We start from the raw sequence: 23,254 nt of genomic DNA, 5'->3' as shown, positions 1-23,254 counted from the left end.
GCGGTCACCATCCCTGCGGGCGGTAGGAGGCGACGGCTGCTCGCGGTCCGGCGCCGGCGGTGACGAACAGGAGGGTGTCGACGCCTTCGGGGCGGGCGCTTTCCAGGGCGTGGAGGTAGCCGAGGACCGGGGCCGCGGTGTGCGGCCGGCCTCCTCCCGGCCCGTCGCCGACGCCGGCGGGGGCGTCCGGGCCGATGACGAGGGTGCGGCCGGCGTCGAGGCCGAACTCGCCGGTGTACGCGGCGACCGCGGCCGCGGCGAGTTCGCCGGTGCGCTGCTCGTGGCCGGGGGTGCGGTGGACGGTGATGCGGGAGCGTCCGCCGCTGCCCATGGTGTCGAGGTCGAGGTAGCCGGCGACGTCGGTGGGCCGGTCGCCGCCGCCGTAGTGGCGTACGGGGCCGAAGCCGGTGTCGGGGTCGGCGTCTCGTTCGAGGAGGAACGCTCCGGCGAGGTCGGCGTAGGGGTAGTCGGGGTCGCGGGAGGCGTCGCCGCCGGGGTGGACGTCGGCGGCGGTGATGAGGAGCCTCTCGGTGGTGCCGGTGGCGAGGAGGGACTGGCCGGCCTGGACGGCGCTGAGGACGCCGCAGGCGCCGTCCATGAGGTCGAAGGAGAAGCCGGCGGCGGGCTGCGGGTCGGCGAGGTAGTCGGGGTTGATGCCGGTTTCCTTCTGGACCAGGGCGGCGAGGGCCGGTTCGAAGGTGTTGTTCTCGCGGTAGACGCCGACGTTGACGAGGACGCCGACGCCGGACGGGGATACGCGGGCGTGGGCGAGGCAGCGGCGTGCGGCGCGCCCGGCGAGGTCGACGGCGGAGGCGGGCGTGCCGGGGTCGGTGTGGGTGGCGGTCGCGGATGCGGTGATGACGATGCCCATGGCGGATCAGGCCCCTGCGTGGGTGACGGTTGCGGACAGCGCGCCGGTGACGAGTCCGGAGGCGGCGGGCACCAGGAGGTACTTGGCGCCCGCGGCCTCCCGCGCCGGGCCGGCGCCGGGGCCGGACCCGGTGCCTGTACCGGTGCCGGTGGCTCCCGCGCCGCGGGTGCGGCGGAGGTGGTCGCGCAGGGTCAGGAAGTGGGACGTGGTGGCGGTGTTGCCGTACTGTTCCACGACCTGGAGGGACGGCGGCATGGGCGCGGCGAACTCGGCCTCGGCGGTCCGGTTGGCGTACTCGATGAACCGGGTGCCGACCTGGTGTTGAATGATGTGGTCGAATTCCTCGTCCTCGAAACGGCGCCCGTTCTTGGCGAGGAAATCCTCGTGGAACCGCGGCCACAGTTTGAGGCGTTCCCGGTCGTGCATCTTCTTGTTGTCGGTGTAGAGGCCGATTCCCTGGCTGCGGTCGCTCGGCATTCCCAGGCACAGGTGGGAGTATTCGGCGCAGGTCATGAGCTCGATGTAGTGGATGCGGTCGGCGGGGTCGGTGGATTCGTCGAGGACGACCGCGGCGGCGGAGTCGCCGACCGAGAGGGAGGCGAACTGCGGGTCGTAGGAGTCGCGCAGTTCGCGGGCGGCGGTGCGGGCGACGCGGGTGGCCTGCTCGCCGCTGACGACCATGCCGCTGCGGACGGCGCCGGAGCGGATCATCCGGTCCAGCAGCCACACGCCGGTCATCATGCCGGCGCAGGCGTTGGAGACGTCGAAGCTGATGGCGGGCTGGGCGCCCAGCTCCTTGGCCAGCATCCCGGCGAAGGACGGCTCGAAGTGGAAGCGGCTGCCGTCCTTCACGCGGGTGATGGACGCGCTGATGACGACGTCGAGGTCGGCCGCCCGGTGGCGGGAGACGGCCAGGCAGTCGCGGGCTGCGGCGAGGGCCATCCCGAAGGAGTCCTCGCCGGCGGCCGGGTCGGGGTCGTGGACGCGGCGCTCGGCGATGCCGGTGATCCGGCGGACGTCCGCGTCACCCAGGTTCGGCACCTTCGCGCGGAGTTCGTCGTTGGTCTCGCGTCCCGCGGGAAGAAAGGCGCCGAGGGCCTCTATTCGGCTGCGGCGCTCGGTGGTACTCATATTCGCCCTCCATGGCGATCCGCCGGGCCGTCGAAAGGTCAGTGGCTCCGGTCGGTAAATGGCTGAGGGCCGTCACTGGTGACGGACAGCGAAGTTACCGTAGCGTACGGAATTCCCTGCACAGGTCGCCGGACCGGTTCCGGGGGCCCGCCCGATCGAATATCGGCCAATCCGCGGCAGGCCAATTCCCCCTCGGATCCGGGACTTTCGGCCCGGATCGGGGGCGCCGGCGCGGGGCCGGGCGTCCCCGTACGGACACCCGTACGGGCACGGAACGGGTGTCCCGGCGGTCTCCGCGTCCCGCAGGGCCGCGCAAAAGATGTCCGGAAGCGCCCGGTCCGCCTTGACCCCGCTCCCCCACCCGCCACCCACTGCACACCGGAACCCTCGGCACGCCGGCGCCCCCGCCCGCCACTCGGCTCTCTCCGCACCACCCCGCGCGGCCCCCACCGCGCCGCGACTTCGCACCGAACCACCGGCCCCCGTACGCGCGGAAGCGGCCCGCCCCCTCCGGGGGGCTGGCCGCTTCCGCGCGTACGGGCCCCGGTCAGCGCAGCTTGCCGGCGGCGCGGAGGGACTCCAGCACCGCGTTGACCGCCGCGGACGAGGTGTCCTCCCCGGTGGCGAGCGTGTGGTAGCTGAGCCCGCCGGGGTTCACCATGTTCACCTCGATGACGTACGGGAACGCCATGTCGATGCCGGAGTAGAAGATGCCGAGGTCCATCATCCGCTTGCCGAGCAGCCGGACGAAGTCCTCCTCCTCCGGGGTCAGCTCCAGGGCCTCGAAGCGGGCGCCGAGGGTGGCGTTGGAGCGGTGGTCGTGCTCCGGGTGGAAGCGCAGGAAGCCGGAGACGGGGGTGTCGCCCGCGATGATGACGCGCTTCTCGTTGGTCCGGACGTGGGGGACGTACTCCTGGGCGACGGTGTGCCGCTTCGCCATGCCGATGATCTCGCGGCCGTAGCGGCCGTTCCGGGAGGCGGCGTTGCCGGTGGCCGAGCCGAGCAGCGCGGAGCGGTTGCGGTCGAGCGCGTTGACGACGAAGACGTCGGCGCCGCAGCCGTCGCTGGTCGGCTTGACCACCCAGGAGCGGTCCGCGTCGGACTCCACCAGGGCGTTCAGGAAGTCGAAGTCGTTGGAGACGTACGAGGCGGGCAGGTGCTCGGCGGGGACGATCGCCCCCAGGTTGATCTTCGTGTTGAGGAAGAACAGCGCGGAGGCGTCGTTGACGAACGGGACGCGCTGGTTCAGCAGCCACAGCAGGCGGAAGGAGTCGTCGCCGGCCTCCGGGTGGGTGCCCGCGAGCACCCACACCAGGTCGAAGTCCTCCGCCGAGGCGTACGGCTCGCTCAGCGACGGGAAGTCGCCGCCGGCGATGAACTCCTCGGACAGCCGCACCCGGTCGCAGACGACGACGGAGTCGTGCACGTTCAGCGTGTCGATGTCCCCGATGTGCACCTCGTGGCCCTCGCGGTGGAGGGCGCTCGGGATGATCGAGTGGTTGTCGAGCTCGAACTTCGGGGCCTGGGAGACCAGGACGAGGATCCTGTAGGGCACGGCGGGCACCTTTTTCTGGGAAGGACGGGGCGGCGGCGGGGCGGGTCAGGCGGCGGTCAGGGTGCGGACGGCGCGGGCGAGGTTGGCCTCCAGCTCCTCCCGGGTGTCGCCGGTGGCGACCACGAAGCCGTGCCGGTCGCCCGACGCGGCCACCGGCGGCGGCAGCTCCCCGGCGGGGACGCTGATCTGGACCTCGGCGATCCCGGGCAGCGAGGCGACGAGCGCGGTGCCCGTCCCGTGCGGCGGCACGGGCACGCCGCGGTCGAAGGTGACGTACCGGATGCCGGCGACGCGCCGGCGGGCGGCGGGCGCCGGCTCGGGCAGGCCGAACACGGCGAGCATCATCTGCGCGAAGACGTCTTCGCCGAGCGCGAGGCCGAGCATGTCGCTGATCCGGTCGCCTCCGGGCCGGCCGTGCGACTCGATGAGGCGGGGGCCGGCCGCGGTCAGCATGACCTCGGTGTGGGAGGGCCCGTAGCGCAGCCCGGCCGCGTCGAGGGTGGCGGTGACCACGGCGGTGACGGCGGCCTCGTCGGCGGGGTCCAGCCGTACGGGCAGGACGTGGCCGGTCTCGACGAAGTGCGGGGCTCCGGTGGTCGCCTTCTCGGTGACGGCCAGGATGCGGTGCCCGGCGGGGGAGCTGACGGCCTCGACGCTGTACTCGCTGCCCTCCAGGAACTCCTCGACGACGTGCTCCGCGGTGAACTCCAGCGCCGCCAGGTGGGCTTCGGCCTCCTCGGGCGTGGCGAGGAGGCGCACGCCGGAGCTGCCGGTGCCCGCGACGGGCTTGATGACGCAGGGGAGGCCGATGCGGGCGACGGCGGCGCGGGCCTGCGCGCGGTCGGAGCAGACCGCGTACGCCACCGGTACGCCGGCCCGGTCGCCGACGACGGCCCGCAGCCGGGCCTTGTCCCGCAGGGCCTCCAGCGCCTCGGGCGGGTTGCCGGGCCAGCCCAGCTCGCGGTTCACGGCGGCGGCGGTGCAGGCGCCGACCTCGCCGAACCCGAACACGGAGGCCGGGCCGGCGGGTGTGAGCGCGCGCAGCCGGCGGACGAGGTTGGCGGGGTCGGCGATCCACGGGGTGTGCAGGACGGGGAAGGGCAGCCCGTCGGGGACGGGGACTGGCGAGGAGGGGTCGGCGGCGACGACGACGGACAGGCCGAGCCGCTGCGCGGTGGTGATGACGAGGTCGCGGGGGTTGAGCAGGACGGCGGTGGGCCGCGGCTCGGGCAGGCCGGGCCGGTCGGTGAGTTCGGGCAGGTCGGGGAGTTCGGGCAGGTCAGGCAGGTCAGGCAGGTCAGGCATGCTGCATCCGCGCTTTCGGGAGGAGGAGTGAGGAGGCGGCCGCGGCGACGGACACCGCGACGATCACCAGCCAGATGCCGGTGCCGGTGTGCAGCGTCTGGAGCAGGAAGCCGCCGAGGCTGGAGCCGAGCAGGCTGCCGACGGCGCCGGCGGCGCTCATCGCGCCGAGGGCGAGCCCGGTCCGGCCGAGCGGTCCGGCCTGGACGGCCTGTTCGTCGAGGCTGGGGGCGATGAGCATCTCCGCGAGCGTCACCGGCAGGACGAAGGCGAGCAGCGCCGACCAGCCGGCGAGCGGGATGAGGAGGGCGTACGCGGCGGCGAAGGCGAGGAACCCGACGACGAGCAGGGTCCGGGCGGTGGCCTGCCGGAACACGTGGCGCAGGAGGGTGTACTGGAGGAGGACGACGAGGAGGCCGTTGACGGTGAAGACGACGGAGATGGCGGCGGTGCTGCCGGTCATCTCCTTGGCGCTGATCGGCAGGATGACGTTGAGCTGGCTGTAGAGGGCCCAGAAGGCGACGCCGACCAGGCACAGCGGGACCCACTGGCGCACGGCGCGGCGCCGGGCGGCCGGGTCCGCGGCCGCCGCGGCCGCCGGGGCGGCGGCGGACCCGGCGGCCGCCGGGCCGCCGTCCGGCCGCGGTGCCGGGGCCGCCGCCTCGGCTGCGGGGCGGAGGGTGAGCCGGACGCCGAGGAGCAGGTGGGACAGGACGCAGGCCGCGAGGATCCAGTCGAAGCCGAGCGGGTAGACGAGCGCGCCGAGTGCGGGGCCGGCGATGACGCCGATGTTCACGAACGTGGAGCGCAGGGCGAGCATGTCGCGGGCGGGGACGCCGTCCTCGGCGACCAGCCGGGTCTTGACGGCGAGGCCCAGCAGCGAGCCTCCGATGCCGATGGCGGCGATCCCGGCGACGGCGGTCGCGGAGGCGGTCCCGGCGCCCAGGAGGGCGTACCCGGCGATGCGCAGGCCGAAGCCGGAGGCGAGGACGGCGCGGGTGCCGAAGCGGTCGACGACGAGTCCGCACAGCAGGGAGAAGCCCTGGCTGCAGAAGGCCAGCAGGCCGACGAGGAAGCCGACGCGGCCGCCGGGGACGCCCTCGGAGGAGAGGTGGACGGCGAGCAGCGGGAGGAACATGAAGGTGGTCAGGCCGGTGAGGAGGACGGTGACCAGGAGGGCGCGGCCGGTCGGCGAGGTCTGCCGCCAGGTGTTCACGGGGCCGGCACCTCCGTGTCCCGTACGCGGTCCATGAGCCAGGCCTCGGTTTCCAGGAGCCGCTGTTCGACCTGGGCGGCGTCGGCGCCCTCGACGATCGCGAAGCACAGGTAGGAGGTGCTGTTCTGGGCGACGGCGCCGGGGGCGAGGTTGTCGTTGGCCTCGTAGTGGCGGACCCACGGGAACGGCGGCCGTCCGGGCGCGGCGACGGGCCGGCCCTGCGGGAGGATCGACACGGAGCCGTGGACGGCGGCGGGGGGTGCGGCGGGCGGCGGGGCGGCGGGCAGGCCGACGGACTGGCGCAGCCAGGCGGTGTGCAGGTCGACGCCGTAGGTGAGGCGGGTGAGGGCGGGGATGCGGTCGCCGCCGACGCGGGAGGCGATCTCGCACAGGACGAGTTCGTCGTCGGGGGTGTGGAAGACCTCCAGGTGGTAGGCGGCGGTGTCGGGGGTTTCGAAGGCGTCCAGGACGCGGTCGAGGAACTCCTCTAGCCGTCGGGCGAAGGGGTCGCGGACGGGGTGGAGCTGGACGGAGCCGTTGTTCTGCCCGGAGAACACGCCGAGGCAGCTGCGCAGGTAGCGGGAGGCGGCGACGAAGCGGTAGCCGGGGGCGATGACGGCGTCGACGTGGTACATGGGGCCTTCGACGAAGCCCTCGGCCATGAGGTCGTCGCGCCAGGGGCGGCGGCTGAAGGCGAGGAGGGCGTCGTCGTCGCGCAGGACGCTGATGTCGCGGGAGCCGCCCTGTTTGACGGGTTTGACGACGACGGGGTAGCCCTGCTCGGCGATGAAGCCGGTCAGGTCGGTGATGTCGGCGAGCCGCCGGAAGGGGGCGGTGGGGACGGTGCGGCGGGCGGTCTCCTTCATGACGGCCTTGTCGCGGAAGGAGAGGGCGCTGGCGGGGCTCTGGCCGGGCAGGCCGAGGTCGGCGCGGATGCGGGCGGCGCGCTCCAGGTCGTACTCGTTGTCGGTGATGACGTGGGCGAGTCCGGTGTCGCGGGCGAGGCCGCGGATGCGCAGCTCCGGGTAGGGGACGGACTCGCAGTCCTCGACGTACTCGTACGAGGCGAGGCCGGCGGTGCCGGTGAGCCGGTGGTGGCTGAAGACGTGGAGCCGGTCGGCGAGTTCGGGGAGCATCGCGGCGTAGTCGTGGCGGGGGCCGTAGTTGATGACGGCGACGTGGGTCATGGTGTGGCCTCGCAGGAGGTGCCGGACAGGGGTGGCGGGGGCTCAGGCGTACGCGGGCTGCCGGGCGGCGGCGGGGGTGTAGGGCGGGAGGTCGTCGGTGACGCTGTAGGGCCGCCGGTCCCAGCGCATGGTGCACCAGGGGCCGGCCATCTCGGAGAAGTCGGTGATGGTGCGGGGGCTGTGGGCGGGGTCCTCGGTGAGGGGGCCGTCGGGCGGGAAGACGCGTTCGACGTAGCGGTGGCCGGGGTCGGCGGCGAGGAAGACGATGGGGTTGCCGTCGGGTTCGGCGGCCCGGATGTGGCGGGAGACCTGCCAGCTCGCACCGGCGGAGAGGCCCGCGAAGACGCCGGTGGTGGAGAGCAGGTGGCGGCATCCGGCGGCGGAGACGGAGAAGTCGAGCCAGTGGATGTCGTCGTAGGCGCTGTAGTCGATGTTGTCGAAGCGGATGCCGCTGCCGATGCCGGCGATGATGAACCCGTCGAGGGGGACGGCCTCGGAGCCGAAGGAGCGGCTGCCGAAGGGCTGGATCCCGGCGACGCGGACGCCCCTGGACGCGGCGCGCAGGTAGCGGCTCATCGCGCCGGTGGAGGCGCCGGTGCCGATGCCGCCGACGAGGGTGACGCCGTCGGAGCCGAGCTCCTTGACGACGGTGTGGGCGACGCGCTCGTAGCCGAGGTAGTGGACGTCGTCGTGGTACTGCTGCATCCAGTAGGCGTCCGGGTGCTCGCGCAGGTAGGCGTGGACGAGGCGGACGCGGGTCTCCTGGTCGTGCTGGAGGCCGTCGTCGCCGGAGGAGGGCACCTGCGTGTAGGTGGCGCCGAGGTACTTCAGCTGGGTGCGGATCGCGGCGTCGACGGCGACGGAGGCGAAGACGTGCGCCTTGAGGCCGAGTTCGCGGCAGACGAGGGCGAGGGCGTGGCCGTAGATGCCGCTGGAGCTGTCGACGAGGGTCTGCCCGGGGCGGATCACGCCGCGTTCGAGGAGGTCCACGACGGCCGCGCGGACCGAGGTGACCTTCATGACCTCGAAGCGCAGGACGTGGATGCCGTTCCCGAGGTCGATGAGGTCGGGCTCCGAGAGCTTCTCGGCGAAAGACTTGTACACCGCGGCTGTCCCTTCCAGTGGTGTCCGTGGGGGGCCGGGCGGCAGGCCGTGTGCGCGGGCCGCCGGCACCGACGAGTCTGGGAGGGCCTGCTCCCGGTGCGTTCCCGGCGGCTTCCCGGCGGGTTCCCGGAACGCGGCGGGAAGGATCCGGGAAGGGCGGCTGCGCAGCATGCGGGCCATGACGAGACATCAGCTTGCCCTCGACGCGGTGATGGAGCACGCCCTGCGCAGCCCCGACGGCCCCGCCGTGGTGTGCGGGGGCTCGGTACTGTCCTACGGCGCCCTGCGGGAGGCGGCGGAGGCCGCCGCCCGGGAGCTGGACGCCGATCCGCGGTCCGCCGGCGCGGACCGGATCGGCATCCTGTCGCACCGGACGGCCGGGGCCGTCGTGTACGCCCTGGCGGCCTGGCTGTCGGGCCGGTCGTTCGTGTTCGCCGACCCGCGGGCGGCGCCGGAGGCGCTGGCGCACATCCGGGAGTCGGCGGGGCTGGGGGTGGTCGTCGATCCGCGCACGGGCGCGTTCGACGCCCCCGCGGAGCCGCCGCCCGCAGGCCCCACGACGGGCCGCCGGGAGTGGGTGCGTGATCCCGCGGAGCGGGAGGCGTACGTGCTGTACACCTCGGGCAGCAGCGGCCGCCCGAAGGGGGTGTCGGTCTCCCAGCGGAACCTGGCGGCGTCGAACGCGGCGCGCGTGGAGGTGTACGAGCGGTTCGGCAGGCCCGTCTTCCTGCTGCTGTCGCCGTTCCACTTCGACTCGTCGGTGGCCGGGGTGTGGGGCACGCTCGCCGTGGGCGGGACGCTCGTCGTCGCCGACGAGGAGGAGCGGCGCAACCCGCAGGCGCTGGCCGGGCTCATCACCGGGCACGGCGTCACGCAGACGCTGACCGTGCCGAGCTTCCACTCCGAGCTGCTGGACACCGCCCGGGAGGACGCCGGCGTCGCGGCCGCGCTGGAGCGGCTGCGGGTGGTGGTGTGCGCCGGGGAGTCCCTCGCCCGGTCCGTCATCGACCGGCACTTCGCGCTGCTGCCCGGCGTCGTGCTGGGCAACGAGTACGGGCCGACGGAGTGCACCGTCTGGTCGACGTACCGCTTCTTCACCGAGCCGGCGGACTCCACGATCGGCTTCGCGATCCCGGGGGTGACCGTGCACCTGCTCGACGAGCGGCTGCGCGCCGTGCCGCTGGGTGCGGCCGGGCAGATCGCGGTCAGCGGTCCGACGGTGGCCCGCGGCTACGTCGGCGACGATACGCTGACGCGGGCCCGGTTCACCGACGTCGAGACGGGGCCGGGCCGGCTGGAGCGGGTGTACCTGACGGGCGACCTGGGGCGGTGGCTGCCGGAGGGCGGCCTGGAGTTCGTGGGCCGGCTCGACAACGAGGTGAAGATCCGCGGGGTGCGGGTCCACATCGAGGCCGTCGAGGAGGCCCTCGCCGCGCATCCGGGGCTGCGGGCGGCGGCCGTCGCCTACGACGCCGAGTCCGCGACCTCGTACGCCTTCGCGGTGCGCGAGCCCGGCGCGGAGGCGGACGCGGCGTCGGTGCGGCGGGTGGTGGAGGAGACGCTGAGCGCGGCGGTCGTACCCGACCGGATCGTGTTCCTGCCGTCGCTGCCGCGCTCCGCGCACGACAAGATCGACCGGGCGGCGCTGCTGGCGTCGGTGCGCCGGCCCGCGCCGGCCGCCGCTGCCCCGGCGCCCGTGGCGGGCGGGCTCGCCGCGCAGATCGCGCGGGCCTGGGAGGAGGTCCTCGGCGTGCCCGTGCGGGGCACCGAGCAGGACACCTTCTTCGACCTCGGCGGGAACTCGCTGTCGGTGCTGCGGCTCTCCCGCGCGCTGGGCCGGATCGCGGGCCGGACGCTGCCGGTCCGGCAGGTGTACCGCTGCGGCACCATCCCCGAGCAGGTCGAACTGCTGTCGCGGCCCTGACTGCCGGCCCCGCCCGACCCGCCCGCGCCGCCCGCGCATCCGTCCGTACGTACGTCCGTCCGCCACGACACCGATGGGTTCCCCATGCCTTCGACCACCAGCTCCATCAGAGAGTTCACGCCCGGGCGCGACGGGCGCCCGGCCGTCCTGTGCTTCCCCCACGCGGGCGGCTGCGCCTCCTTCTTCCGCTCCTGGCAGGGCCTGCTGCCCGGGGCCCGCGTCCACGCCGTGCAGTACCCCGGCCGCGAGGACCGCATCACGCAGGACCATCCCGCGTCGCTGACGGCGCTGGCGCGGGCCGTCGCCGACGAGGTCCTGGCGAGCGGGGAGGCGTACTCCGTGCTGTTCGGGCACAGCATGGGCGCGTACGTCGCGTTCGAGACGGCCCGGCTGCTGGAGCGGGCCGGCCGGCCCGTGCCCGTCCTGGTGGTGTCGTCGGCGGCGGCGCCCTCGCTGCGCCCGCCGGTGCCCTTCGAGGACACCGCGGACGTCCTCGGCTACCTCGGCCGGTACGAGCCGCTCAGCATCGAACTGCTCCAGGACGACGAGCTGATGGAGCTGCTGCTGGAGTACATCAAGGCCGACCTGCGGCTCGTCGCCCACTACGGCGGGTACGAGGACGCCCGGATCTCCTCCCGCCTGGTCGCGGTCGCCGGGGAGGACGACATCCCGGAGATCCGCACCCGGTTCGCCCAGTGGAGCGGGCACACCTCCGGCGCCTTCACCCCGATCGTGCTGCCCGGCGGGCACTTCTACCTGCGGACCGAGCCGCCGTTCCCGCTGATCTCCGACGAGCTGGCCCGGTCGGCGGCCGCCGCGGCCCCCTCGGCGCCGTGAGCGCCACGGCGGCGGCGCACGCGCCGCGGACGACCGCGCAGGACGACACCGCCCGCCTCCTCGACGGCGAGACGCACCGCTCGGGCGACCCGTACGCCCTGTGGGCCCGGCTGCGCGAACAGGAGCCGGTGCTCTGGCACGGGCCCGGCGAGTTCCCCGGCTTCTGGTCGCTGACCCGCTACGACGAGATCGACGAGGTGCTGCGGGACGCACGGACGTACAGCTCCGCCTCGGGGATCCTGCTGCGGCCCCGCGCCCAGGGCGACGACCCGGGCGGCAACCGGACCCTGGCCCTGTCCGAGCCCGAGCGCCACCGGGTGCTGCGCGGGGCCGTCGCCGGCTGGTTCGCCCCCCGCAACCTGCGGCTGCTGTCGGACGCCCTGGACGCGCAGGCGGAGCGGATCGTCCGGGACGCGGTGGCGGCCGGGCGCACCGACTTCGTGACCGGCATCGCGGCGGTCCTCCCGGTGGAGGTGGTCTGCACCTTCCTCGGGATCCCGGAGCGGGACCGGCCGGACATCGTGGAGTGGACGACGGACGCGTTCTGCGCGGGCACCGCGACGGAGCGGACGCTGGCGCACCTGCAGATCCTCGACTATTTCGGCGAGTTGGTGGAGCGGCGGCGGGCCGCACCCGGCGACGACCTGGTCAGCGTCCTCGCAGCGGTGCGCCTGGACGGCCGGCCGCTGCCCGTCGAGGACGTCGTCCTCAACTGCGACAACCTGCTCGTCGGGGGGACGGAGAACGTACGGCTCGCCATGTCGGGCGGCATGCTCGCGCTGCTGGAGCGGCCCGCGCAGTGGGAGCTGCTGCGCACCGGCTTCGAGGAGGTGGCGGGGACGGCGATCGAGGAGATCCTGCGCTGGACCTGCAGCGCCACGCACCTCGTACGGCGGGCCGCGGGGGACGCGGTGCTGGGCGGGCGGCGGGTCCGCGAGGGCGACCTCGTGGTGTGCTGGCTGCCGTCGGCGAACCGGGACCCCGCGCACTTCGCCGACCCGGACGCCTTCGACATCCGGCGCACCCCGAACCGGCACCTGGCGCTGGGCGCGGGCCCGCACTACTGCGTGGGCTCGCAGCTGGCGAAGCTGGAGATCCGGGCGGTGCTGAGGGAGTTCGCCCGCCAGGTCCGCAGCGTGGATCTCGATGCTGCGCCGGAGCGGCTGGACTCGATCGTGGTGGGCGGGCTGCGGACGCTGCCGCTGCGCCTGACCGGGTGAGCGGCGTACGGGCGGCCCGGGCCGCCGCCGCGGCGCGGGATCCGGGCGGGAACCCTTCGGGAACGGCCGCGGCCAGCATGGTCCTGCCGGGCGCGCCGCGGGGCGCGCCGGCCCCGGCGAGGAGGGGTTCGCGTGATGCGGAGGACGGTGGCCGCCCTGGTGGCGGCGGTGGCACTGGCGGCCGTCTGCGGGGCGGGCGCCGCCCTCGGCCCGGCGGGCGGGGGTGGTGAGGTGCGCGCGACCGAGATCGGCCCGTCGTTCGTCCGGCCGTAGGGCCGCGCCGCCGCACCCCCGGCCCCGGGTTCAGGGGACGGGGGCGAGGGCGGTGTCGGGTGCCTCGGCTCCGGTCAGGGCGGCGAACGCGGCGTCGGCGCGGTCGCGGTGGGTGCGGGCCCGTTCCGGGTCGCCGAGCGCCTCGAAGGCGAGGGCCAGGCCGTGCAGCGCCCTGGCGGCCTCGATGCGGTAGCCGACGGCCCCGGCGCTGCGGAGGGCGTCGGAGTGGAGTTCCCTGGCCCGTTCGGGGGCGCCGCGCAGCAGGTGGACCCGGCCGAGGACGTTCTCCACGACCGCCTGCCGCATCGCGGTGCCGTGCGCGCGGATGAGCTCCAGGGCCCGTTCGGCGTGGTCGTCGGCGAGGACCGTGCGGCCGGTGCGCCGGCAGGCCTCGGCGGCCAGGGCGAGGGTGAAGCCGAGGTTCTCCGGCATGCGGCACTCCCCCGCCAGGTCCATGGCCCGTTCCAGGGCGGCGAGGGCCTCCTGGTCCTCGCCGAGCGCGAGGCGGGCGACGGCCAGGTCGTTGAGCGCGGACACCTGCTCGCCGGCGGTGCCGGCCCGCCGGGTCAGGGCGACGGCGCGGGCGGCGGCCGCGGCGGCCTCCGCGTGCCGGCCGGTCCAGGCCAGGACGGAGCTGAGGTTGCACAGGGTGTACGCCTCCTGCCGCGTGTCGGCGAGGTCCCGGTGCAGGGCGGCCCCGCGCTCCAGGTGGCGGCGGGCCGCGGCGAGGTCGCCGAGGAGGCTCTGCAGCAGGCCGAGCAGGGTGAGGCAGACCGCCTCGCCGGACCGGTCGGCGAGGCCGGCGGCGAGGCGCAGGGCCTCGGTCGCGGCGGTGACGCCCTCGGCGAACCGGCCGAGCTTGCAGTGGGCGACGGCCTGGTTCGACAGGCTGACCCGCAGGAGGGCCGGGTCGCCCAGGCGACGGGCCGCGGCGACCGCGACGGCGGCGACCCGGCCGAACTCCTCCAGGCTGCTGCGCGCGTTGAGGTGGAAGGCGAGGTTGCGGGCCAGGTGGACGGCGTGCCGGTCGAAACGGGCCCGCTCGGCGCACTCCGCGGCCGCGAGCAGCGCGCCCTGCTCCCGCTCGAACCAGTCCTCTGCGGCTGCGGCGTCGACGGGGGCCGGGAGACCGGGCAGCCCGGCCTCCGCGGGCGCGGGCGCTTCCCCTCCCGCGGGGGCCCGGCCGGGGAAGCGGATCCGGCAGGCCTCCTCGGTGGCGGCGAGGAAGTGGTCGAGGACCCGTTCGAGGGCGGCCCGCTCCTGCGGCCGGGGCGGCGCGCCGTGCAGGCTGTGGGTGAAGCTGCGGACCATGTCGTGGAGGGCGTAGCGGCCCATCTCGTACTGGCAGGCGAGGTTCATGTCGAGGAGGTGCTCCAGCACGTCCTCGGCCTCCCGCAGCCCGCTGCCCAGCAGGGCGGCCGCCGAGTGGACGCCCATGTCGCGGCCCGGGTGCAGGCCGAGGAGCCGCAGGGCATCGCGGTGGGCGGGGGTCATCGCCTCGTAGGACAGCTGGAGGGTCGCCTTGACGCTCTGGTCGCCCGAGCTGAGCTCGTCGATGCGGCGGGCCTCGTCGCCGAGCCGGTCGACGAGGTGGCGGACGGTCCAGCGCGGCCGGCTGCGCAGCCGGGCGCCGGCGATGCGCAGGGCGAGCGGCAGGTGCCCGCAGAGGGCGCCGAGTTCGGCGGCGGCGCCGGGTTCGGCGCGCACGCGGTCCGCGCCGAGGACGCGGGTGATCAGGGCGAGGCCGTCGGTCGGCGGCATCGCCGCGACGCCGATCCAGTCGGCGCCGTCCAGCCCGGTCATGCGGGTGCGGCTGGTGACGAGGACGAGGCAGCCGGAGGAGGCCGGGAGCAGCGGCCGTACCTGCGCGGCGTCCGCGGCGTCGTCGAGGACGAGGAGGACCCGGCGGCCGGCGAGGGTGGCCCGCCACAGGGCGGTGCGGCCGTCGAGGTCGTCGGGGATGCGCTCGCCGGGGGTGCCGAGGATGCGCAGCAGGGAGCCGATGACGGCGCCGGGCGGGCGGGGGTTCTCGGCGGAGGAGAAGCCGCGCAGGTCGGCGTAGAGCCGGCCGTCGGGGTAGCCGGGGGCGAGCCGGTGGGCGGCGTGCAGGGCGAGGGCGGTCTTGCCGCTGCCGCCCATGCCGTCGATGCCGAGGACGCGCGCGGCGGCGTCCGGCAGGCCGGGGTCGGGCGGGGCGAGGAGGTGGCGCAGCTCGCGTTCGCGGCCGGTGAAGTCGGGGAGGTCGGGCGGGAGGGTGCAGGGGGCGCCGGCCGGTGCGGCGGGGGTGTCCGCAGGAGGGGCGGCGGGCGGGGCGGCGGGCTCGGGAGCGGCGAGTTCGGGGCTGTCGCGGAGGATCGCCTCGTGGAGGCGGGTCAGCTGGGGGCCGGGGTCGATGCCGAGGTCCTCGACGAGCAGTTCGCGGACCCGGCCGAATTCGGCGAGGGCCTCGGCCTGGCGTCCGGAGCGGTAGAGGGCGAGCATCAGGTGGCCGCGGAGGGTTTCCCGCAGCGGGTGCTCGGCGATCAGTTCGCGCAGGTCGCCGATGAGTTCGCCGCTCTCGCCGAGGGCGAGGCGCAGTTCGACGAGCTGTTCGACGGCGGTCAGCCGGCGTTCTTCGAGGACGGCGGAGGCGGCGGCGATGACGGGGCCGCTGCTGCCGGCGAGGACGGGGCCGCGCCACAGGGCGAGCCCGTCGCGCAGGTGGCCGGCGGCCTCGGCGGGGCGGTGGGCGTCGAGGGCGCTGCGGGCCTGCTGGAGGCGGTGGGTGAAGAGGGTGAGGTCGAGGCGGGCGGGGTCGACGTCGATGCGGTAGCCGGGGCCTTCGGTGGCGATGGCGGTGGCGCCGCCGGGTATGCGCTGGCGCAGGTCGGCGACGGCCTTGCGGACCTGGTGGGCGGCGGTGGTGGGGGGTTCGTCGTCCCAGGCCGCCGCGACGAGGCGGGAGACGGAGACGGTCCGGCCCGGTTCGAGCAGCAGGGTGGCGAGCACCCGTGCGGGGATGGGGCCGCCCAGGCGCAGCCGTTCGTCCCCGGTCCTGACCTCCAGCGGTCCCAGCACCGCGAAGCTGACGTCCCCGCTCACCGGCCCCTCCTGATCCCCCGCTTCGGGCGTGGCGTGCTCCGGCGGGCGGTCGGCCCGCCCCTCCTTCCGGATGCTAGGGGAGCCGCGGCCGGAAGGCGCCGGTCGCACCGGGCGGGGTGGCGCCGCCCTCCAGGGCCTCTCCAGGGCGGCTCCAGTGCAGCTCGGGAGGGGTTCCGGGCGGCGGGGTGCAAGCGCCGGGGCGCGGGGCGGCGGCGGGGTCAGGCGGCGCAGGCGGGGCGGCCGCCGCGGTAGAGCGCCATCTCCTCGAAGAGGGCGCCGATGTCGAGCGGGCCGCCCGGCGCCAGCCCCTGCAGCTCGGCGTACGCGCGGTGGAGGTTGGGCAGCAGCCGCTCGGGGTCGAGGAGGCCGGCGTACGGGCCCGGCCCGGCGGTCCGGGCGAGTTCCAGCGGCGTCAGGCCGGCGGCCGCTCCGTCCGCGGCGAGGTCCCGGACGTACCGGAAGTAGGCCTCGTTCGCGTCGAGGAGGCCGGGGCCGCCGACGGGGCCGTGGCCGGGGACGACGGTGTCGGCGCCGAGGGCGCGCAGCCGGTCCAGCGCGTCGAGGGAGCCGCTGACGGAGCCCATCGCGCAGAACGGGGTGACGCCGTTCATGACGAGGTCCCCGGTGAACAGAACGCGCCGGTCCGGGAGCCAGACGACGGTGTCGTCGGTGGTGTGCGCGGCCGGCCCGATGTGGACGATCTCCGCGCGGACGTCCCCCACGTGGAGGGTGGTGCGGTCGCGGAAGGTGAGCTGCGGCGGGGTGATGTCGATGTCGCCCCAGCAGACCTCCGGCCACAGGCCGGCCATGTGCTTCCCGGCGGCCAGGACCATGCTGCGGGTGCGTTCGTGGCCGATGGCCAGCGCTTCGGGGAAGAGGCAGTTGCCGTAGGTGTGGTCGCCGTGGAAGTGCGTGTTGACGACGGCCTTCGGCGGCCGCGGGGCGAGCCGCAGCGCGGCCGCGCGCAGCCCGCGGGCGCGGGCCTCGGTGGCGGCGGTGTCGACGAGGGCGCTGTGGCCGCCGTCGTGGATGATGCCCGCGTTGTTCAGGCACCAGCCGCCGGGCGGCTGGACGTAGGCGTGGACGCCGTCGGCCACCTCGGTGAGGGTGGCGTCGCCGGCCGGCTCCCGGTGGTGCGCGCCGTGCACGGCGGGCCTCCTTCGCTCGGTTCGGGCCGCGCCGCCGCGCGCCCCCGCTGTGCCCAAGGTGACCCGCGGGCCTCGACACGCACTCGAAACGCCCTGGCGGGAGGGGTGTTCCCGGCCCGGAAACCCTCCCCTGCCGCGGTGCCAGCGGTCCTGCGTCCGGCTGCGGTCGGAATTCGAGCCCGGCTGTAGCGGGCGCTCCCAAGCTGGCTGGGCGACACCGGTCCGTACCCGGTGCCTGATGTGTCGAAAGGGCCCGCATGAGCATCGTCGACGAAAGACCGCTGGAGAACGAGACCATCCGCTACGCCTCCCTGCGCGAGCGGACGGCCGAGCTGGGCGCCATGCGGGCGCTCGCCGAGGCCGGTCCGAGCGAGCGCGCGACGGCCGCGCAGCACGCCAAGGGAAAGCTGACCGCCCGCGAGCGCATCGCGATCCTCTTCGACGAGGGCACGTTCAACGAGGTGGAGGGGCTGCGCCGGCACCGCGCCACGGGCTTCGGCCTGGAGGACAAGCGGCCGCACACGGACGGCGTGGTGACGGGCTGGGGCAAGGTGCACGGCCGGACCGTCTTCGCGTACGCCCACGACTTCCGGATCTTCGGCGGCGCGCTGGGCGAGGCCCACGCCGAGAAGATCCACAAGCTGATGGACCTGGCCGAGGCGGCCGGGGCGCCGATCGTCGGACTGTGCGACGGTGCGGGTGCCCGCATCCAGGAGGGGGTCACGGCCCTCGCCGGGTACGGCGGCATCTTCCAGCGCAACGTCCGCAACTCCGGGGTGCTGCCGCAGATCTCGGTGGTGCTCGGCCCGTGCGCGGGCGGCGCCGCCTACTCGCCGGCGCTGACGGACTTCGTGTTCATGGTGCGCGGCACCTCGCAGATGTTCATCACCGGACCGGACGTGGTCCAGGCGGTGACCGGCGAGGCGGTCACGATGGAGCACCTCGGCGGGGCGGACAGCCACGCCGCGGCCTCCGGTGTGGCGGCGTTCGCGTACGACGACGAGCAGAGCTGCCTGGAGGACGTGCGGCACCTGCTGTCGCTGCTGCCGTCGAACAACCGGGAGCTGCCGCCGGCCGGCGACCGGGAGGACCCGTGCGACCGGCGCTGCGAGAGCCTGCTGGACCTGGTCCCGGCGCGGCCGACGCAGGGCTACGACATCCGCGACCTGATCGAGGAGGTCGTCGACCACGGCGACTACTTCGAGGTGCACGGCCAGTGGGCGCAGAACGTGGTGTGCGCGCTGGCGCGGCTCGGCGGGCAGGTCGTGGGGATCGTCGCGAACCAGCCGGCTCACCTGGCGGGCGTGCTGGACATCCAGGCGTCCGAGAAGGCGGCCCGGTTCGTGCAGTTCTGCGACGCGTTCAGCATTCCGCTGGTGACGCTGATCGACGTGCCGGGCTTCCTGCCGGGCGTCGACCAGGAGCACAACGGCATCATCCGGCACGGCGCGAAGCTGCTGTACGCGTACTGCAACGCGACGGTGCCGCGGATCAGCCTGATCCTGCGCAAGGCGTACGGCGGTGCGTACATCGTGATGGACTCGCGGTCGATCGGCGCCGACATCGCGCTGGCGTGGCCGTCGAACGAGATCGCGGTGATGGGCGCGGAGGGCGCGGCGAACGTCATCTTCCGGCGGGAGATCGCCGCCTCCGACAACCCGGAGGAGACCCGCGCGCAGAAGATCAAGGAGTACCAGGCCGAGCTGATGCACCCCTACTACGCGGCCGAGCGCGGCTTGGTCGACGACGTGATCGACCCGGCGGAGACGCGCTCCCGGCTGATCGCCGCCCTCGACATGCTGCGGGCCAAGCACCAGCAGCTGCCGAGCCGGAAGCACGGGAACCTGCCGCTGTGACCGCCGACGGGAGCACCGCGCTGGCGGCGGCGTCGATCCGGATCACGCGGGGGAACCCGACCGCCGAGGAGGTCGCGGCGGTGGCGGTGCTGCTGACGGCCAGGCTGCGGCTGGCGGCCGAGGCGCAGGCCGCGGCCGGGCAGGAGGAGTCGGCGGTGGTGTTCAAGCTGCCGCGGCGCCGGCCGCCGGTGTTCGCGCCGCCGGGCGCCTGGGCGTCGTAGCCCTCCGGCGGCGTGGCCGGGCCCGGCCCGCCGGGCCCGCCGCCGCCGACCCGAACCCTCGTCCCTCTCCGAGTCCCTGGAGGCCTCGTGCGTAAGTGGTGGCCGCTCGTCGCGGTCAGCCTGGGCGTGTTCATGCTGCTGGTGGACGTGACGATCGTGATCGTGGCGCTTCCCGCCGTCGGCTCCGACCTGGACGCGTCGCCGTCCGACCTCCAGTGGGTGATGGACGGGTACGCCCTCACCCTGGCCGCGCTGCTGCTCGGCGCGGGCTCGCTCGCCGACAGATCCGGGCGGCGCCGCGTCTACACCGGCGGCCTGGCCCTGTTCGCGGCGGCCTCGCTGCTGTGCGGGCTGGCCGGCGATCCGGCGGTGCTGGTCGCCGCCCGGGCGGTGCAGGGCATCGGTGCGGCGGCCATGCTCGCCACCGCAATGGCGCTGCTGAACTCGACGTACCAGGGCCGGGACCGCGGGGTCGCCTTCGGGGTGTGGGGGGCCGTCAGCGGTGCGGCCGCGGCCGTCGGGCCCGTCCTGGGCGGCGTGCTGACGGAGTACCTGGGCTGGCGGTGGATCTTCCTGGTCAACCTGCCGCTGTGCGCGGCGGCCGTCGCCCTGTCGCTGGCCGTGCTGCCGGAGTCCCGCAATCCGGCGGCGGGCCGCATGGACCGGGCGGGCACCGCCGCCTTCACGGTGGCGGCCGGCTCGGCGGTGTACGTCCTGATCAGCGGCGGCTCCGAGGGCTGGACCTCGGCCGGCACGCTCGGATTCGCCGCACTGGCCGCGGTGGCGCTGGCGGCGTTCCTGCTGGTCGAGCGCCGCGCCGCGAGCCCGATGCTGGACCTCTCGCTGTTCCGCCGGGCCCCGTTCGCCGGGGTCATGCTGTGCGGCCTGCTGTTCTCCGGGGTGGCGTTCGCCTACCTGCCGTACACCTCGCTGTGGGTGCAGTCCGTGCTCGGGCTGGGGCCCGTCGGGGGCGGCCTGGTGGTGCTGCCGATGAGCGCCCTCGCGTTCGCGGTGTCCGCCCTCGCCGGACGGCACCTGCCTCGGGTCCCGGCCTGGCTGGCGCTCGGCGGCGGCCTCGCCCTGATCGGCGCCGGCAGCCTCCTCCAGGCCCGGCTGGACGCCGACTCGGGGTGGGCGGCGCTGATGCCCGGCCTCGCCCTGACCGGGCTGGGCGTCGGGGTGGTCTCCCCGGTACTGGCCGCCACCGCGATGGCCGCCGTGCCGCCGGAGCGGGGCGGCATGGCCGGCGGGGCGCTGAACACCTTCCGCCAGCTCGGCCAGGCGCTGGGCATCGCCGCCTTCGGCATCGTGCTCCAGCAGGGCCTGGCCCGCGCGCTGGACTCCGGCCCGGGGGCCGCGCTCGGCGCGTCCGCCGCCGGGCAGCTGGGCAGCGGGCGGGCCGGCGAGGTCGTCGCCGCGGCCCCCGCGGGGCAGGCGGACGGTGTCGTCCACCTCGTCCGCGGGGCGTTCGCCGCCGCACTGAACGACGTGATGCTGGTCTCCGGCGCGACCGGGCTCGCCGGCGCGGCCGTGGTCGGCCTCCTGCTCTTCCGCAAGGCGGCGCCGGGTCCGGCCCGGCCCGCCGCACCGACTCCCGCGGCCGGGAGCGGCGGCGCCGACGAAGCCGCCGCACCGCTCCGGGCCGCGGGCAGGTGAGCCCCGGCGCCGGGCGTCCACCCACCCGCCCGGCGCCGGACCTCCCTCCCTTCCCGCCTCCGCCTTCCGGCGCCGCCCGTCTCCGCGGGCGCGCCCACCACTTCCGCGACCGACGCCCCAGGGGGAATGCGACCGTGTCTCCGTACTACGTCGAAACCAGGATCGAGCCCGCCGAGGACCAGCTCGCCGCGGCCGCCGCGCTCGCCGACTCCGGCCTGCACGACGACTACGTCGTCTACGAGGGCCCGGACGGCTGGTCCTACGCGGGAGGCACGCTGGCCGAGCTGACCCTGGACCGCACCGGCGCCCGCCTCTCGTACGGCGGGGAGCGGTTCCTGCCCTGGGACGGCAAGCCGCTCCGGCAGGTGCAGGCGCTCCTCGACACCCTCGCCGTCGACGGCTGGCGGGCCTACGGCTGGGCGGCGTTCGAGCTGTCGTACGCCAAGGACGGCTCCCTCGACCACGTCGGCGGCGAGAAGCTGCTGCACCTGGTCGTGCCGCGCACCGAGGTCCGCTTCGAGGGGGCGACGGCGCTGGTCCGCTCGGCCGACCCGGAGGGGCTGGTGGCCGCGCTCGACGTGCTGCGCTCGCCGGGGCGGGCCGGCGGCGGCCGCACCACCCGGATCGACGTGCGCGGCTTCGACAAGACCGACTACCGCAGCTCGGTCGAGTCGGCGGTCGCCGAGATCCACGAGGACCGGCTGCAGAAGGTGATCCTGTCGCGGGTCGTGGAGGTCGAGGACGACATCGACCTCGTCGAGACGTACGTGCGGGGCCGGCGCGGCAACACCCCGGCGCGGTCGTTCCTGCTGCGGCTCGGCGGTGTGGAGGCGGCCGGGTTCAGCCCGGAGACGGTCGTCGAGGTCGAGGCCGGGGGCCGCGTCTACAGCCAGCCCCTCGCGGGGACGCGGGCGCTGACGCAGGACCCGCAGCGCAACCGGGCGCTGCGCGAGGACCTGCTGTCGGACCCGAAGGAGATCTACGAGCACGCGATCTCGGTGAAGGTCGGCACGGACGAGCTGACGGACGTGTCGCAGGCGGGCTCCGTCGAGGTGCCCGAGTTCATGGCGGTCAAGGAGCGCGGCAGCGTCCAGCACCTGGCCTCCCGGGTGTCGGGCCGGCTCGCCGACGGGTTCGGGACGTGGGACGCGTTCGGCGCGGTGTTCCCGGCCGTCACGGCCTCCGGCGTGCCGAAGGACGCCGCGTACGACGTGATCCGCCAGTACGAGCCGGAGCGCCGCGGCCTGTACAGCGGGGCGGTGCTGACGGTCGACGAGGACGGCGGGATGGACGCGGCGCTGGTGCTCCGCTCGGTCTACCGGCAGGGCGGCCGGACGTGGCTGCGCGCCGGTGCGGGGATCGTCGGGCAGTCGACGGCGGCCCGCGAGTTCGAGGAGACCTCCGAGAAGCTGGAGAGCGTCTCCCGCTTCCTGGTCGCCGCGGACGGGTCCGGCGGGGCGGACGGGCCGCAGGCCCGCCTGGCCGGCTGACGCGCCGCGCCACCGCCCTGCCCCGCCCTGCCCCGCCCTGCCCGACCCGCCCATCCCGTACCGGACGGAGAGCTGACCACCATGCGGTTCGACAAGCTGTACCTCGCGGGCATCGCGAGCGTCCTGCCCGAGGTCGTGGAGACCGAGCGGGCCGTCAAGGAGGGTCTGCTGGACCCGGACGTGCGCGAGGCTTCCGGGATCCTGTCGGTGGCGGTCGCCGGGGACGTCCCGGCGCCCGACATGGCCGCCGAGGCGGCCGCGGCCGCGGTCCGCCGGTCGGGCCGCGCGCCCGGGGAGTTCGCGGCGCTGCTGCACAGCAGCGCGCACTTCCAGGGCCCGGACGGCTGGTCCGCGCAGCACTACGTGCTGCGCAAGGCGCTGGACGTGCCGATCCCGGCGCTGGAGGTCCGTCAGGGCTGCCTGGGCATGCTGGCCTCGCTGGAGCTGGCCGCGCACCGGCTGGTCGCGGACCCGTCGCGTCCGGCGGTGCTGCTGACGGCCGCGGACAACTTCGGTACGCCGATGGTGGACCGGTGGCGGGCGTCGGGGCTGTTCCTGCTGGCAGACGGGGCGGCCGCGGCCGTGGTCGCCTCGGACGGCGGCTTCGCCCGGGTCCTGGCCGCCGGGTCGCTGTCCAACCCGGAGATGGAGGAGTTCAACCGGGGCGGGGAGGTCCTCTTCCCGCCGCCGGTGACGGTGGGCCAGCCGCTGAACCTGGAGGCCCGCCGCCGCTTCTGGCGGGACCAGTGGGCCCAGGGCGTGCTGCCGCCGATGGGGAACCTGGGCGAGCTGGTGTCCGCCGTCGCCGAACGCACCCTGGACGAGGCCGGCGTGGGCATGGACCGGATCAGGCGGGTCGTCCACATCGGGTTCTCCCGGGGCCCGCTGGAGGACACCTTCCTGGAACCGCTGGGCATCGACGCCGACCGGGGCGTGTGGGAGTTCACCCGGCGCACCGGCCACGCAGGGGCCGCCGACCCGGTGTCCGGGCTGGAGTACCTGCTGGACACCGGGCAGGTGGCGGAGGGCGACCACGTGATGCTCATCGGCGCCGCCCCGGGCGCCGAGGTCACCTGCGCCGTCCTGGAGATCACCGGCCCGCACGCCGGCCGCTGATCCGCGCCCCGCGGCGGGCCCGGCCCCCTCGCCGGCCGCCGCCCCCGACGACCGTCCTCCCGCTGC

At 75.2% G+C, this 23,254-nt stretch carries 18 protein-coding genes; 9 read left to right on the top strand and 9 right to left on the bottom strand.

The window, feature by feature from the left end; genetic code table 11:
• Window positions 1-4: 4 nt before the first annotated feature.
• From IE170_RS08705 to IE170_RS08675, 7 genes are all read right to left on the bottom strand, one after another.
• Window positions 5-871, bottom strand: coding sequence for a beta-ketoacyl-[acyl-carrier-protein] synthase family protein (locus IE170_RS08705; protein WP_189808713.1), 867 nt, complete (start codon window positions 869-871; stop codon window positions 5-7).
• Window positions 872-877: 6 nt separating this feature from the next.
• The gene (locus tag IE170_RS08700; protein ID WP_189808712.1) at window positions 878-2,002 is read right to left on the bottom strand and encodes a 3-oxoacyl-ACP synthase III family protein; all 1,125 of its coding nucleotides are present in this window, start codon (window positions 2,000-2,002) and stop codon (window positions 878-880) included.
• Window positions 2,003-2,549: 547 nt separating this feature from the next.
• Window positions 2,550-3,557 (bottom strand): ATP-grasp domain-containing protein, encoded by a 1,008-nt coding sequence (locus IE170_RS08695; protein WP_189808711.1) that lies wholly within the window; start codon window positions 3,555-3,557, stop codon window positions 2,550-2,552.
• Window positions 3,558-3,602: 45 nt separating this feature from the next.
• The gene (locus tag IE170_RS08690) at window positions 3,603-4,862 is read right to left on the bottom strand and encodes an ATP-grasp domain-containing protein (protein ID WP_189808710.1); all 1,260 of its coding nucleotides are present in this window, start codon (window positions 4,860-4,862) and stop codon (window positions 3,603-3,605) included.
• Complete coding sequence (locus IE170_RS08685) at window positions 4,855-6,075, bottom strand: MFS transporter (protein WP_189808709.1); 1,221 nt, start codon at window positions 6,073-6,075, stop codon at window positions 4,855-4,857. Before IE170_RS08685 ends, IE170_RS08690 begins: the two co-directional genes overlap by 8 nt.
• On the bottom strand, window positions 6,072-7,262 hold the full coding sequence (locus IE170_RS08680; RefSeq protein WP_189808708.1) for an ATP-grasp domain-containing protein: 1,191 nt from the start codon (window positions 7,260-7,262) through the stop codon (window positions 6,072-6,074). Before IE170_RS08680 ends, IE170_RS08685 begins: the two co-directional genes overlap by 4 nt.
• 42 nt (window positions 7,263-7,304) lie before the next feature.
• Window positions 7,305-8,366: a pyridoxal-phosphate dependent enzyme gene (locus tag IE170_RS08675; RefSeq protein ID WP_229884649.1), complete on the bottom strand. Its 1,062-nt coding sequence runs from the start codon at window positions 8,364-8,366 to the stop codon at window positions 7,305-7,307.
• Window positions 8,367-8,544: 178 nt separating this feature from the next.
• On the opposite strand from IE170_RS08675, the gene IE170_RS08670 reads away from it, so the two are divergent.
• The 4 genes from IE170_RS08670 to IE170_RS08655 all read left to right on the top strand — a co-directional run bounded on the left by IE170_RS08670 (window position 8,545) and on the right by IE170_RS08655 (window position 12,620).
• Entirely contained in the window at window positions 8,545-10,290 is a 1,746-nt protein-coding gene (locus IE170_RS08670) for a non-ribosomal peptide synthetase (protein WP_189808707.1), read from the top strand.
• A gap of 84 nt (window positions 10,291-10,374) precedes the next feature.
• Entirely contained in the window at window positions 10,375-11,127 is a 753-nt protein-coding gene (locus tag IE170_RS08665) for a thioesterase II family protein (protein WP_189808706.1), read from the top strand.
• Entirely contained in the window at window positions 11,124-12,347 is a 1,224-nt protein-coding gene (locus IE170_RS08660) for a cytochrome P450 (RefSeq protein WP_189808705.1), read from the top strand. Before IE170_RS08665 ends, IE170_RS08660 begins: the two co-directional genes overlap by 4 nt.
• Before the next feature lie 132 nt (window positions 12,348-12,479).
• Window positions 12,480-12,620 carry a hypothetical protein gene (locus IE170_RS08655; RefSeq protein ID WP_189808704.1) on the top strand — a complete coding sequence of 47 codons (141 nt, stop codon included), beginning with the start codon at window positions 12,480-12,482 and terminating at the stop codon, window positions 12,618-12,620.
• A gap of 30 nt (window positions 12,621-12,650) precedes the next feature.
• Here the strand turns inward: IE170_RS08655 and IE170_RS08650 are convergent, their stop codons facing one another.
• Together IE170_RS08650 and IE170_RS08645 are read right to left on the bottom strand one after the other, a co-directional pair.
• Window positions 12,651-15,701: an AfsR/SARP family transcriptional regulator gene (locus IE170_RS08650; protein ID WP_189808703.1), complete on the bottom strand. Its 3,051-nt coding sequence runs from the start codon at window positions 15,699-15,701 to the stop codon at window positions 12,651-12,653.
• Between the two features lie 218 nt (window positions 15,702-15,919).
• A complete protein-coding gene (locus IE170_RS08645; protein WP_189808702.1) occupies window positions 15,920-16,849 on the bottom strand; it encodes an MBL fold metallo-hydrolase in 930 nt (309 codons plus the stop codon).
• 257 nt (window positions 16,850-17,106) lie between these two features.
• On the opposite strand from IE170_RS08645, the gene IE170_RS08640 reads away from it, so the two are divergent.
• From IE170_RS08640 to IE170_RS08620, 5 genes are all read left to right on the top strand, one after another.
• A complete protein-coding gene (locus IE170_RS08640) occupies window positions 17,107-18,705 on the top strand; it encodes an acyl-CoA carboxylase subunit beta (RefSeq protein ID WP_189808701.1) in 1,599 nt (532 codons plus the stop codon).
• Window positions 18,702-18,926 carry an acyl-CoA carboxylase epsilon subunit gene (locus tag IE170_RS08635; RefSeq protein ID WP_189808700.1) on the top strand — a complete coding sequence of 75 codons (225 nt, stop codon included), beginning with the start codon at window positions 18,702-18,704 and terminating at the stop codon, window positions 18,924-18,926. Before IE170_RS08640 ends, IE170_RS08635 begins: the two co-directional genes overlap by 4 nt.
• Before the next feature lie 87 nt (window positions 18,927-19,013).
• On the top strand, window positions 19,014-20,582 hold the full coding sequence (locus IE170_RS08630; RefSeq protein WP_189808699.1) for an MFS transporter: 1,569 nt from the start codon (window positions 19,014-19,016) through the stop codon (window positions 20,580-20,582).
• A 134-nt stretch (window positions 20,583-20,716) separates the two neighbouring features.
• Window positions 20,717-22,072 carry a salicylate synthase gene (locus tag IE170_RS08625; RefSeq protein WP_189808698.1) on the top strand — a complete coding sequence of 452 codons (1,356 nt, stop codon included), beginning with the start codon at window positions 20,717-20,719 and terminating at the stop codon, window positions 22,070-22,072.
• A gap of 81 nt (window positions 22,073-22,153) precedes the next feature.
• Window positions 22,154-23,188: a ketoacyl-ACP synthase III family protein gene (locus tag IE170_RS08620; protein WP_189808697.1), complete on the top strand. Its 1,035-nt coding sequence runs from the start codon at window positions 22,154-22,156 to the stop codon at window positions 23,186-23,188.
• Window positions 23,189-23,254 lie beyond the last annotated feature (66 nt).

The sequence above is a fragment of the Streptomyces toxytricini genome (assembly GCF_014649915.1).
Lineage (GTDB): Bacteria > Actinomycetota > Actinomycetes > Streptomycetales > Streptomycetaceae > Streptomyces > Streptomyces toxytricini.
Note: the sequence above shows the minus strand (reverse complement) of the source record. Positions and strands in the feature narration are given on the sequence as shown.

Coding starts and splice junctions, on each gene's coding strand:
- IE170_RS08705 (WP_189808713.1), bottom strand. CDS start 871: ATGGGCATCGTCATCACCGCATCCGCGACCGCCACCCACACCGACCCC.
- IE170_RS08700 (WP_189808712.1), bottom strand. CDS start 2,002: ATGAGTACCACCGAGCGCCGCAGCCGAATAGAGGCCCTCGGCGCCTTT.
- IE170_RS08690 (WP_189808710.1), bottom strand. CDS start 4,862: ATGCCTGACCTGCCTGACCTGCCTGACCTGCCCGAACTCCCCGACCTG.
- IE170_RS08680 (WP_189808708.1), bottom strand. CDS start 7,262: ATGACCCACGTCGCCGTCATCAACTACGGCCCCCGCCACGACTACGCC.
- IE170_RS08670 (WP_189808707.1), top strand. CDS start 8,545: ATGACGAGACATCAGCTTGCCCTCGACGCGGTGATGGAGCACGCCCTG.
- IE170_RS08665 (WP_189808706.1), top strand. CDS start 10,375: ATGCCTTCGACCACCAGCTCCATCAGAGAGTTCACGCCCGGGCGCGAC.
- IE170_RS08640 (WP_189808701.1), top strand. CDS start 17,107: ATGAGCATCGTCGACGAAAGACCGCTGGAGAACGAGACCATCCGCTAC.
- IE170_RS08620 (WP_189808697.1), top strand. CDS start 22,154: ATGCGGTTCGACAAGCTGTACCTCGCGGGCATCGCGAGCGTCCTGCCC.